Annotated in this window: 10 protein-coding genes; 9 read left to right on the forward strand and 1 reads right to left on the reverse strand. The window is 41.1% G+C overall.

All coding sequences use genetic code 11. The annotated features are described in order from the left end of the window. The first annotated feature begins 155 nt into the window (after nt 1–155). The 6 genes from mgtA (at nt 156) to EGX73_RS12145 (ending at nt 9,710) form a co-directional block, all read left to right on the forward strand. Complete coding sequence (mgtA, locus tag EGX73_RS12120; protein ID WP_123866970.1) at nt 156–2,747, forward strand: magnesium-translocating P-type ATPase; 2,592 nt, start codon at nt 156–158, stop codon at nt 2,745–2,747. A gap of 434 nt (nt 2,748–3,181) precedes the next feature. After that, the gene (pdhA, locus tag EGX73_RS12125; protein WP_123866971.1) at nt 3,182–4,291 is read left to right on the forward strand and encodes a pyruvate dehydrogenase (acetyl-transferring) E1 component subunit alpha; all 1,110 of its coding nucleotides are present in this window, start codon (nt 3,182–3,184) and stop codon (nt 4,289–4,291) included. A 2-nt stretch (nt 4,292–4,293) separates the two neighbouring features. Next, complete coding sequence (locus EGX73_RS12130; RefSeq protein ID WP_003127215.1) at nt 4,294–5,271, forward strand: alpha-ketoacid dehydrogenase subunit beta; 978 nt, start codon at nt 4,294–4,296, stop codon at nt 5,269–5,271. A 25-nt stretch (nt 5,272–5,296) separates the two neighbouring features. Then, entirely contained in the window at nt 5,297–6,937 is a 1,641-nt protein-coding gene (locus tag EGX73_RS12135; protein WP_021150950.1) for a dihydrolipoyllysine-residue acetyltransferase, read from the forward strand. A 7-nt stretch (nt 6,938–6,944) separates the two neighbouring features. Next, nucleotides 6,945–8,351, forward strand: coding sequence for a dihydrolipoyl dehydrogenase (gene lpdA / locus EGX73_RS12140; protein WP_003127217.1), 1,407 nt, complete (start codon nt 6,945–6,947; stop codon nt 8,349–8,351). Between the two features lie 165 nt (nt 8,352–8,516). Continuing rightward, nucleotides 8,517–9,710 carry an MFS transporter gene (locus tag EGX73_RS12145; protein ID WP_123866972.1) on the forward strand — a complete coding sequence of 398 codons (1,194 nt, stop codon included), beginning with the start codon at nt 8,517–8,519 and terminating at the stop codon, nt 9,708–9,710. 111 nt (nt 9,711–9,821) lie between these two features. Here EGX73_RS12145 and EGX73_RS12150 read toward each other — a convergent pair whose 3' ends face one another. Beyond that, nucleotides 9,822–10,346: a type 1 glutamine amidotransferase domain-containing protein gene (locus EGX73_RS12150; protein ID WP_021150947.1), complete on the reverse strand. Its 525-nt coding sequence runs from the start codon at nt 10,344–10,346 to the stop codon at nt 9,822–9,824. 358 nt (nt 10,347–10,704) lie between these two features. Here EGX73_RS12150 and EGX73_RS16285 point away from each other — a divergent pair, with 358 nt between their 5' ends. From EGX73_RS16285 to EGX73_RS12160, 3 genes are all read left to right on the forward strand, one after another. After that, complete coding sequence (locus EGX73_RS16285) at nt 10,705–10,857, forward strand: hypothetical protein (RefSeq protein WP_003127222.1); 153 nt, start codon at nt 10,705–10,707, stop codon at nt 10,855–10,857. 440 nt (nt 10,858–11,297) lie between these two features. Then, the gene (locus tag EGX73_RS16290; RefSeq protein WP_003127224.1) at nt 11,298–11,546 is read left to right on the forward strand and encodes a hypothetical protein; all 249 of its coding nucleotides are present in this window, start codon (nt 11,298–11,300) and stop codon (nt 11,544–11,546) included. Nucleotides 11,547–11,610: 64 nt separating this feature from the next. Beyond that, nucleotides 11,611–12,093: an MGMT family protein gene (locus tag EGX73_RS12160; RefSeq protein ID WP_003127225.1), complete on the forward strand. Its 483-nt coding sequence runs from the start codon at nt 11,611–11,613 to the stop codon at nt 12,091–12,093. Nucleotides 12,094–12,309 lie beyond the last annotated feature (216 nt).

The raw sequence follows: 12,309 nt of genomic DNA on the forward strand, positions 1-12,309 counted from the left end.
GCCTTTATTTTTGACCAACACTTCTGCATGATCCAGAGTTTCTTGCTTGATAAACAGAGAGGAAGATGAACATGGAATACCCCAGTCCCCAGATGAACAATAAAAAGAATGCTAGGGGTAGCAAATGCAACTCCTAGTTATAGGAGGAAAAGAAGATGTTAAAAAAATTATCTAAAGATCAAGAATTAAAATTACTTGCACAACTTTCGGAAAGAGAGTTGCTGATGGAAATGCGGACTTCGTTTAATGGACTATCAAAAGAGGATGCAGCAGAACGTCTGGAAGAATATGGACCAAACCAAGTAGATGCACAAAAACCAACACCTGCTTGGCTGATGTTTTTAAGTGCTTTCAAAGATCCTTTTGTATTAGTTTTGGCTTTGCTGATGGTCATTTCTTTTTTCACAGGTGATTATGAAGCAGTGGTCGTGATGGAAATCATGATCTTAGCAAGTGTTACGATCACATTCGTGCAAGAATATCGTTCGCAAAAAGCAAGTTTGGCTTTAAAAGAATTAATTGAAAATACATGTTCTGTCACTCGAGACGGCGAAACGATCGAGATTCCGATGGATGAAGTCGTACCAGGAGACATCGTGACATTGGCAACCGGGGATATGATTCCGGCAGATGCTATTTTGATTTGGACAAAAGATTTATTTATCAATCAATCTTCTCTGACCGGAGAATCTATGCCGGTGGAAAAATTTGTCGATGCTGGGATCAAAGATTCTAAAGAAACGATTTCCGCATTAGATATGCAAGATTTGGTTTTCATGGGAACGGATGTCCTTAGTGGACAAGGTAAAGCAATTATTTTAAAAACCGGTCAAAGTACTTTTTTTGGTGATATTGCCAAAAATGCAACGTCAAAACGAGGAAAGACTACTTTTGAGGATGGTTTGACGAAAGTCAGTAAATTGTTGCTGCGAATGGTAATGGTTTTGTTTCCCATCGTCTTTTTGATCAATGGATTGACAAAAGGCGACTGGGGAGAAGCCCTTTTCTTCGCAATCGCTGTAGCTGTTGGCTTGACTCCGGAAATGTTGCCAATGATCGTCACAAGTAATTTGGCAAAAGGTGCCATGTCGTTAGCTAAAGAAAAAGTGATCGTCAAAGAATTGCCTTCGATTCAAAACTTGGGCAGTATGGACGTTTTATGTACGGATAAAACCGGCACGATCACTGAAGATCGCGTCGTATTAGTGCAGCATCTGAATCCGTTTGGTAAAGAAGACCAACAAGTGTTGGATATGACCTATTTGAATTCCTACTATCAAACAGGTTGGAAAAATTTGATGGATATTGCGGTATTGAACTACTTCGAAGATACAGAGCGCCAAGCACCGTATCAAGAAGTCATCAAAGTGGATGAAATCCCCTTTGACTTTTCCCGCCGGCGTTTAACAGTGGTTGTCAAAGCAGATGGACACCAAATCATGGTCACAAAAGGTGCTGCTGAGGAAATGGAGAAAGTCTGCAAATACGTGGAAGTCAACGGACAAGTTCTGGAATTGACAGATGAATTAAGAGAAAAACTTCGTGAGGTAAATCACCGCTTGAACAAACAGGGCATGCGTGTCCTAACAGTAGCAATCAAGCGAGATGCTCACGCAGAAGCCGTCTACACAGTTGAAGATGAACAAAATATGATCATGATCGGATTCATGGGCTTTTTAGACCCAGCGAAAGAGTCCGCAAAAACAGCTATTGCTTCATTACATGGTCATGGTGTCAACGTGAAAGTTTTGACTGGTGACAATGCGATCGTGGCGCAAAAGGTGTGTAAAGATGTGGGGATCGAAGTGAACGACTATCTTCTAGGGATAGACGTTGATCGTCTCTCTGATGAAGAATTGGCTGAAAAAGCAGAAGCGGTCAATCTATTTGCTAAGTTGAATCCTATGCAAAAGTCACGCATCATTCAGTCGCTGCAAGCCGATGGTCATACTGTCGGATTTATGGGAGATGGAATCAATGATGCGCCTGCACTGCGGGCTGCTGATGTCGGTATTTCTGTAGATACGGCCGCAGACATTACCAAAGACGCAAGTTCGATCATTTTATTAGAAAAAAGCTTGAATGTGTTAGATAAAGGCGTCATTGAAGGCCGTAAAGTTTTCACAAACATGATGAAATACATCAAGATGACATTGAGTTCAAACTTTGGGAATGTTTTTTCGATTCTTGTCGCTAGTGCATTCTTGCCTTTCTTGCCAATGCTTTCTATTCAATTGCTGGTGCAAAATCTAGTCTATGATATGGCACAGTTGACTATTCCTTGGGATAATGTGGATGTGGAAGAACTAGAAAAACCAGTCAAGTGGCAAGTCAGAGGCTTATTGAAATTCACCGTAAGCATTGGACCAGTCAGCAGTATTTTTGATATCTTGACATTCTTCGTGATGTGGCATGTGTTCCAAGCAAATGCCATTCAAGAACAAGCGCTGTTCCAAGCCGGCTGGTTCATGATCGGTCTTGTGACGCAAACATTAGTCGTGCATATGGTCCGGACGCGTAAACTGCCATTTTTCCAAAGTATCGCATCGCCAGCAGTCTTACTGTCAAGCGTTCTTGCGATTTTGGTGGGTTTCGGTATTATCTTGTCGCCGCTGCACACAGTCTTTGATTTTGCAGCGCTACCATCTTCTTACTGGCCATGGTTTGTCGGCATTATTCTTGCCTACCTGGTAAGCGTAGAAGTAGCTAAGAGAATCTATATCCATTATACAAAAGAGTGGATCTGAGAAAAGAAACGGATAGTCATAAAAGATTTTAACTTTTATGCTATCTGTTTCTTTTTTATTCTATTCTGTATTATTTTTTTCTCATTATCAAAAAAAACTAATTTTACTAAGTCGGAACATTCACAAGGGAAAGTCCTCGAGGTGTTACGTTTCTGTTTAGTTAAAAGGCGAAGTCTGTACTATTCTTAAAAGAAAAAAAGAATTTAATAAGGAGCAAAGCAAGAAAGTGATTGCTTAAATGTGATTGTTTTCACTAATCGTTTCTTAAGAGTTGGTCTAATGGGAATCGTTTTATTAAAAAAAAATACCTTTTCACTTGTCTTATTCTCGTTTAAATGATAATTTATAGTAGTAAATGATTTTTCGATGATACAGATTTTATCCCTGTTACATTCGAAAGTGAATTTTTATATCAGAGAGGAAAGTGTGTCAAGATGGCAAAAAAACAAAAAGCACTTGATTTCCAAGCAATTTTGGAGCAAGTCAATGCAGATTTTCCAACTTATCAAGCATTAGATAAAGACGGAAAAATCGTAAATCCAGATTTAGTACCTGATCTAAGTGACGACGAATTAGTCGAGTTGATGACTCGCATGGTATGGTCCCGTGTATTAGACCAACGCTCTACTGCGTTAAACCGTCAAGGTCGTCTAGGTTTCTTCGCGCCAACAGCTGGTCAAGAAGCAAGTCAATTAGCAAGTCATTTTGTATTTGAAAAAGAAGATGTGCTTTTACCGGGTTACCGTGATGTCCCTCAATTGATCCAACACGGCCTTCCATTGAAAGAAGCGTTCTTATGGTCTCGCGGACACGTAGCTGGAAACCTTTATCCAGAAGACTTGCAAGCTTTACCACCACAAATCATTATCGGTGCGCAATACGTGCAAGCTGCTGGTGTAGCTCTTGGTCTGAAAAAGCGCAACAAGAAAAATGTTGTCTTCACTTATACAGGTGATGGCGGTTCTTCACAAGGGGACTTCTATGAAGCAATCAACTTTGCTGGTGCTTACCATGCAAACGCTGTATTCTACATCCAAAACAACGGTTTTGCGATTTCAACACCTCGTGAAGTTCAAAGTGCTGCGCCAACATTAGCTCAAAAAGCAGCTGCAGCTGGTATCCCAGGAATCCAAGTGGATGGTATGGATCCATTAGCAGTTTACACTGTCTCAAAAGCAGCTCGTGAATGGGCAGCAAATGGCAATGGACCAGTTTTGATTGAAACATTGACTTACCGTTATGGTCCACACACATTATCAGGGGATGACCCAACGCGTTACCGTTCAAAAGATATGGACAGCGAATGGCAACAAAAAGACCCATTGGTTCGCTTCCGTACGTACTTGACTGAAAAAGGACTATGGTCTGAAGAAAAAGAAGAACAAATCATTGAACAAACTAAAGAAGAAATCAAAGCTGCAATCGCTGAAGCTGACCGTGTACCTAAACAAAAAGTTTCAGATTTCTTGAAAAATATGTTTGAAGTACAACCTCAAAACATTAAAGAACAAATTGCAACTTACGAAGCGAAGGAGTCGAAATAGTCATGGCACAAAAAACAATGATTCAAGCAATTACAGATGCCTTAGCTGTTGAAATGGAAAACGACAAAGAAATTTTAGTCTTTGGTGAAGACGTCGGTAAAAACGGCGGGGTTTTCCGGGCAACAGAAGGTTTACAAGAAAAATTCGGTGAAGATCGTGTTTTCGATACCCCTCTTGCTGAATCTGGTATCGGCGGTTTAGCTTTTGGTTTAGCACTAGAAGGTTTCCGTCCAGTTCCAGAAATTCAATTCTTCGGATTCGTTTTTGAAACATTTGATGAAATCGTTGGACAAATGGCACGTACTCGCTACCGTATGGGCGGCACACGCAACTTGCCAATTACGATTCGTTCACCATTTGGTGGTGGTGTGCATACACCAGAATTACACTCAGATAACTTGGAAGGATTGATTGCTCAATCACCAGGTATCCGTGTCGTGATTCCATCAAACCCATACGATGCAAAAGGATTGTTAATTGCTTCTATTCGCAGCAATGATCCTGTTGTTTTCTTAGAACATATGAAACTTTACCGTTCATTCCGTGAAGAAGTGCCAGAAGAAGCGTATGAAGTTCCATTGGATAAAGCAGCGGTGACTCGTGAAGGAACAGACGTATCGATCATCACTTATGGTGCAATGGTTCGTGAAGCAATCAAAGCAGCGGATAACTTAGCAAAAGAAAACATCAATGCTGAAATTATCGATTTGCGTACAGTTGCTCCTCTTGATGTGGAAACAATCATTAAATCTGTTGAAAAAACAGGTCGTGTGGTTGTTGTTCAAGAAGCTCAAAAACAAGCAGGCGTAGGCGCTCAAGTCGTTTCTGAAATTTCTGAACGTGCGGTTCTTTCATTAGAAGCACCAATTGGACGTGTATCTGCTCCAGATACAATCTTCCCATTCGGTCAAGCAGAAAATATCTGGTTGCCAAATGCTAAAGATATCGAAGACAAAGTGAAAGAAATCGTGAACTTTTAATAGTTGAAGAAGGGAAGAATAGAAAATGGCATTTCAATTTAAATTACCGGATATCGGTGAAGGGATCGCAGAAGGCGAAATCGTAAAATGGTTCGTTAAACCCGGCGATACCATCAATGAAGATGACACTTTATTGGAAGTTCAAAATGACAAATCAGTTGAAGAAATCCCATCTCCAGTCACAGGTACTGTAAAAAATATCCTTGTATCAGAAGGAACAGTTGCCAATGTTGGTGATGTATTAGTAGAAATCGATGCACCTGGCCATGAAGACAATGAAGGAGATGCAGGTGTGGCAGCGCAAGCCCAAACTCCTGCACAACCAGCTGCTGTTCCAACAACGGGAGCTGCATCTGCTGGTTCTTCAGAAGGCGAAGGCGTATTCCAATTCAAATTACCAGATATCGGTGAAGGAATTGCAGAAGGCGAAATCGTAAAATGGTTCGTTAAAGCTGGCGACACCATCAATGAAGATGATACTTTATTGGAAGTTCAAAACGACAAATCAGTTGAAGAAATCCCATCTCCAGTCACAGGTACTGTAAAAAATATCCTTGTATCAGAAGGAACAGTTGCTAATGTTGGTGATGTATTAGTAGAAATCGATGCTCCAGGACACAACAGTGCACCAGCTGCTAGTTCTGCAGCGCCAACTGCAGCGCCAGAAAAAGTTGAAACTTCTGGCTCAGCAAGTGTCGTTGAAGCTGCTGATCCAAACAAACGTGTATTAGCAATGCCTTCTGTCCGTCAATTTGCTCGTGAAAAAGATGTCGACATCACACAAGTAACTGCAACTGGCAAAGGTGGCCGCGTGACAAAAGAAGACATTGAGAACTTCCTATCTGGTGGCGGAGCTTCAGCAACTGCAGAAGCAGCAGCTCCAGCAAAAGAAGAAGCACAAGCACCAGCAGCTGAAAGCAAACCAGCAGCACCAGCTAAAGCCTTCAAGTCTAACTTGGGTGATTTAGAAGAACGTGTAGCATTAACTCCAACACGTAAAGCAATTGCGAAAGCAATGGTCAACAGCAAACATACAGCACCTCATGTAACATTGCATGATGAAGTAGAAGTAACAAATCTTTGGGATAATCGTAAGAAATTTAAAGAAGTTGCTGCTGCCAATGGTACAAAACTTACTTTCTTGCCATATGTTGTAAAAGCATTGACTGCTACAGTCAAAAAATTCCCTATCTTGAATGCTTCAATCGATGATGCAAAACAAGAAATTGTGTACAAAAACTACTACAATATCGGTATTGCTACGGATACGGATCATGGGTTATATGTACCAAATGTCAAAGATGCAGACCGCAAAGGAATGTTTGCTATCGCTGATGAAATCAACGAAAAAGCTAAACTTGCTCATGACGGCAAACTTTCTGCAGATGACATGCGCAATGGAACGATCACTATCAGTAACATTGGTTCTGTAGGTGGTGGCTGGTTCACACCAGTAATCAACTACCCTGAAGTAGCTATCTTGGGTGTTGGTACAATCGCGCAACAACCAATCGTCAATGCTGAGGGCGAAATCGTTGTCGGCCGCGTAATGAAACTTTCATTGAGCTTTGACCACCGAATTGTTGATGGTGCAACAGCGCAACAAGCAATGAATAATATCAAACGTCTATTAGCTGATCCAGAGCTATTAATGATGGAAGGATGATTAACAAATGGTAGTTGGAGATTTTGCTGTTGAATTAGATACAGTTGTAATCGGTGCGGGACCTGGTGGCTATGTAGCTGCCATCCGCGCAGCGGAAATGGGACAAAAAGTTGCGATCATTGAAAGAGAATACATTGGCGGTGTTTGTTTAAACGTTGGTTGTATCCCTTCAAAAGCATTGATTGCAGCAGGACATCATTACCAAGAATCACTAGATTCGACAATGTTTGGTGTAACAAGCGAAAACGTATCTCTTGATTTTGCTAAAACACAAGAATGGAAAGACAACAAAGTTGTGAAAACATTGACTTCAGGTGTTGGCTTCCTATTGAAAAAACACAAAGTTGAAACAATTGAAGGGGAAGCTTTCTTTGTTGATGATCACACATTACGTGTGATTCATCCTGATTCAGCTCAAACTTATTCTTTCAATAATGCAATCATCGCGACAGGTTCTCGCCCAATTGAAATCCCTGGTTTCAAATTCGGTGGACGTGTGCTTGATTCTACTGGCGGATTGGCATTGAAAGAAGTGCCTAAAAAATTCGTTGTTATCGGTGGCGGTGTCATCGGTTCTGAACTTGGTGCTGCTTATGCAAACCTTGGAGCAGAAGTAACGATTCTTGAAGGTTCTCCTCAAATTTTGCCAACTTATGAAAAAGATATGGTTAAATTAGTTGAAGAAGACTTCGCTAAAAAAGGCGTAACGATCGTTACTAATGCAATGGCTAAAGAAGCTGTTGATAATGGCGATAGTGTAACGGTTAAATACGCTGTTGATGGCAAAGAAGAATCAGTGACAGCTGACTATGTGATGGTTACAGTTGGTCGACGTCCGAATACAGATGACATGGGCTTAGAGCAAGCCGGTGTCGAAGTTGGCGAACGTGGATTAATCACAGTTGACAAACAAGGCCGTACGAACGTATCAAACATCTTTGCAATCGGAGATATCGTACCTGGTGCAGCACTTGCTCATAAAGCAAGTTATGAAGCAAAAATTGCTGCTGAAGCCATTTCTGGTAAAAAAGTTGCTGTTGATTATAAAGCAATGCCAGCGGTTGCCTTTACTGATCCAGAATTAGCTTCTGTCGGTATGACGATCAAAGATGCAAAAGATGCTGGAATTGAAGCGAAAGCTTACAAATTCCCATTCTCTGGAAATGGTCGTGCATTGTCTCTTGGTAAAACAGAAGGATTTATACGCTTAGTAACAACAGTAGAAGACAATGTGATCATCGGTGCGCAAATCGCTGGTTTAGGTGCAAGTGACATGGTTTCAGAATTGGCTCTTGCAATCGAATCAGGTATGAACGCAGAAGATATCGCGTTAACGATCCACCCACATCCATCTTTAGGTGAGATCACCATGGATGCTGCTGAGTTGGCATTAGGCTTACCAATCCATATTTAATGATAGAAGACTCGTTCATCCTTTCGATGAGCGAGTTTTTTTATGTGATCAAGTATCAGTGAATGGCATAAAATACTGACGGTTGCCTACTTGATTGCTGTAGCAAATCTGTCTGAATTATGCTATATTAAGTTGCTATCTAAAACGGATGAAGGCGGGGATTGTATGCGTAAACAATTGGGTGGGAAAACGATTCGTCTCTATTATACAAGTCTGCAATTTCTTTATTGGATGATGTTTTGTTCAATTTATGGATTTGCCACATTATTTCTGATTTATTTTAAGATCGATCCAGCAAAAATCGGTGGGATCTTAGCACTTATCAATATTTTTTCAGCCGCGCTTCAGCCTTTCATCAGTCAAGTGATCATTAAAAGAAAAAGGATTCCCTTGATTGCTGTCCTAAAAGGGATGACACTGAGCCTGATTATCGCTCTTCTAGTAGGGTTATTACTGCCAGCACTGACGATTATCAGTTTTATCATTGGTGCAATCGTGCTAGTTTCCATGCAGTCATTTATCAATGCTCTTGCATTTGAGTATGTGAACACCGGCTATGGGATTAATTTTGGTTTTTCGAGAGCAGGCGGTTCACTAGGATATGCCGCAACTTCTTTCTTATTAGGGCAGTTGTTGGCGAGCTATTCTGCTGCGCTTCTCCCAATAATGGCATTAGTAGAAGCAGGACTGTTTTTTGTCCTCTTACTTTTGCTGCCCACAGTGAAGACAAGGGTTCTGCCGTTGAAGATAGAAGAGAAGCATTCGGGTGGGTTAGGAAAAAAATATCCTTTTTTACTTTTGTTATTCATAGGATTCAGCTTTCTGTTCAGCTTTCACACAATGATCAATAGCTTCTTGGCACAGATTTTTACTTCGATCGGAGGCGGCAGCAAAGAAGTAGGAATTTCATTAATGATTGCTGCATTATGCGAGTTGCCAGGAATGATATTCTTCGAACATTTGGTCAAAAGAAAGTCCAGCAAGTTTTGGCTTTTGTTTTCTAGTATCGCATTTGCAGTCAGAGGAGTAATGATGTTGCTTATCAGCACGATTGTTATGATGGAAATGACACACCTATTGCAGGGCTTTAGTTTTGCTTTATTTATCCCAGCGTCTGCTTATCTCTTCAATCACGTATTGGCAGATGAAGATCGGGTATTTGGACAAACGCTGATCATTATTGCGACGACATTAGGCGGTGTGCTGGGGAATATCTTAGGCGGCAGCCTTTTACAGAACTTCGGTGTCTGGCAGATGTTATTGTGCGGCACGTGCTTTGCTTTGATTGGAGCGTTATTGACGCTATGGGGGATCCGTAAGCTGCCAAAGGCCTCTGCTGTTTCCGATCTTTCCGAATAGCAGACAAGGAATGACAAAAATAGCTAGAGCAATGTTCAAAAATGATAACGAAAAAGAGTGGCGATGATTGTTCGCCACTCTTTTTCGTTAAAGTGAATCAGCCTAACCGGGTTATTTCTTTTCTAAAACAGCGATGAATTCCCGCATATAATCGGGCAGGTCAGGTGGTCTACGGCTTGAAACGATATGACCGTCGGTGATAACTGGTGTATCCACCCAAGTAGCTCCGGCGTTTGTCATATCGTCTTTTATGCCAGGGGTGCTAGTCACTTTTCTTCCTTGCAATATATTCGCGGAAATCAAGACCCAGCCGGCATGACATATTTGACCAATGACTTTTTCTTCTTTGTCCATTGCTTGAACAAAAGAAATGACTTGTGGGAATCGGCGCAGTTTATCCGGTGCCCAACCGCCAGGGACTAAGATGGCATCATAATCAGCCACATGGATGTCGTCAAAAGCAAACGCGGATTCTGCAGGAACTCCGTATTTTCCTTTATAGCTTTTATAGGCTTCTTCGCCAACTAAATCCACTTGAGCGCCTTCTTCTCGCAAACGGTGAACAGGGTACCAAAGCTCTAAATCCTCGAAATCATTGTCGACTAACGCGATGATTTTTTTATTTTCTAAGCGCAAATGAAATCCTCCTTTATTCTTGCTATTCTTACTGTAACATCAAGGAAAAGGAAACACCAAAAGAATGCTTTTCAAGAAAGACGACTAGCATTTATCTGTAAAGTTTAGCCGCAAGAGTAAAAAAAGCAGTCGTTAAAGAAAATAGAAGATCAATGAAGGGATAGTTCTAGCAGTGTAAGCGTTGTAACGAATAATAAATTAGGTCATAATCAAAGTAACCAATAAGTCTTAGCAAGCCTTAACAAGTCTGAACAGATCTGAACAAGTCTGAACAGATCTGAACAAGACTGAATAGGAGCGTGAAAATAGGGAACCTTTTGAAAAAGCTAGACAATCTATTTACCAGAATGTACGTCCATTGGAACTTGCACGCTGGCAGATTCATTTTGAAGACGGTAGTCGGGAGAATGTTTTACAGATGTTAGAGGTCTATCAAAACGAGGATGGCGGCTTTGGTCACGGCTTAGAGCCAGACAATTGGAAACCCAACAGCACCCCGATTGCGGCGTGAGCTGCCTGCAGTATTTTATGAGAGATCAATTGCCTTGATGCTAAAAATCCTATATTACAGGGGATCTTGAGGTAGTTGTCCAGTGGGAAAGATTTTTCTGAAGGGAAATGGCGGAACCAAGTACCTCCGACTGCTTTTACCCCCATGCCATCTGGTGGGAGAGTCCTGTAGGTGTGCCGGCTAATAATCCCACCGTGAGTTTTGCTGGTATGATCATCCGCGTGGAAGCTACTGGTTTATCTCAACAAACGGAGGGAATCCTTCAAACCGCCATTGAAGCTTTCTCAATGAGACAACGATGATAGGCATACATTAGTCGTTTAATTGGAAATGCTAAACTATTGTAAAAAAACACATGATCAACCTCTTTTGGAGAACATAAATTTTCAAGAAGTGTTGTTCCAACAAATTCGTCAAACCGTCTCGAAAGACCCAGAAGAATGGTTCACTTCTTACACCAGCAAACCATCGGACTTTTTTTCTCGAAAGAACAAATGCTCACCATTTTTGATAAAGAACTTTGTCAGCAAGAAGCCGCTAAAATCTCAGAGAACCAGCTAGAAGATGGTTCTTTCCCTATTCCATGGCAATGGGGCACAGAATATACAAAGTTTTATATCAGCGTGAATTGGTGGAAATCCGTTCAGATCATCAAGAATTTTTTATTTTTGCATGCTTTTTCAAAATAATTTGAAGCTTCTCATTGCAGTTTGATTTAGAAGGCGGTACTTTGAAAGTAAAGGAGGGACTAGTATGGTCGATGAAAAAAAGAAAGATTTCAATAAGATGCTCCATGAGACGAAAGGAATGCCGAAAATCAAGCAAATCATAGATGAAAAGAGTATTGAGAAATATGGGGGAAAGAGAATGCTTTTGGCTCCTCCAGTGGATTACAATCAAATCATGGGGCGTATCCCATTAGGCCAAGTGATGACGATTAGTAAGATTCGCGAGTATCTGGCAGAAAGGTATGGCGCCGATTTCACAGATCCAATCACCGCGGGTATTTTTGTTTCCATCGCAGCATGGGCTAGTGAACAAAGAAAAACAGATAAAATTCCTTTCTGGCGGACATTAAAAGCGAATGGGGAGTTAAATCCTAAGTATCCAGGCGGAATCGAGAAACAAAAAAGCGCTTTGGAAAACGAGGGACATACGATCCTTATTAAGGGAAGAAAAAACCTACGCTATTATGTTAAAGACTTTACTGAAGTTCTAGCACAACTATCTAAATGAACCAACGTGGAATGAGTTAAGGTATCTCGTATTTTAGTTAGAGCTAGGACTAAGCTCGATTAAGTCTGTAAAAGGCGATATAGCCTAGGCATCATGGGGTCTTCTTCAAAACATTCGTTCATTTTTTTAAATAGGGGGTGCATCTCTCATTGAGAGCTGTCCTCTTTTATTTTGCGACAGAGTCTCTGACCAATTTGTATTTTTATGGTACACTGA

The sequence above is a fragment of the Enterococcus sp. FDAARGOS_553 genome, assembly GCF_003812305.1.
GTDB classification, from domain to species: Bacteria; Bacillota; Bacilli; order Lactobacillales; family Enterococcaceae; genus Enterococcus_D; species Enterococcus_D gallinarum.

Bases quoted from the DNA above. Each gene is read 5' to 3' on its own strand.
- mgtA (WP_123866970.1), top strand. From the start codon at position 156: ATGTTAAAAAAATTATCTAAAGATCAAGAATTAAAATTACTTGCACAA.
- pdhA (WP_123866971.1), top strand. From the start codon at position 3,182: ATGGCAAAAAAACAAAAAGCACTTGATTTCCAAGCAATTTTGGAGCAA.
- EGX73_RS12130 (WP_003127215.1), top strand. From the start codon at position 4,294: ATGGCACAAAAAACAATGATTCAAGCAATTACAGATGCCTTAGCTGTT.
- EGX73_RS12135 (WP_021150950.1), top strand. From the start codon at position 5,297: ATGGCATTTCAATTTAAATTACCGGATATCGGTGAAGGGATCGCAGAA.
- lpdA (WP_003127217.1), top strand. From the start codon at position 6,945: ATGGTAGTTGGAGATTTTGCTGTTGAATTAGATACAGTTGTAATCGGT.
- EGX73_RS12145 (WP_123866972.1), top strand. From the start codon at position 8,517: ATGCGTAAACAATTGGGTGGGAAAACGATTCGTCTCTATTATACAAGT.
- EGX73_RS16290 (WP_003127224.1), top strand. From the start codon at position 11,298: ATGGTTCACTTCTTACACCAGCAAACCATCGGACTTTTTTTCTCGAAA.
- EGX73_RS12160 (WP_003127225.1), top strand. From the start codon at position 11,611: ATGGTCGATGAAAAAAAGAAAGATTTCAATAAGATGCTCCATGAGACG.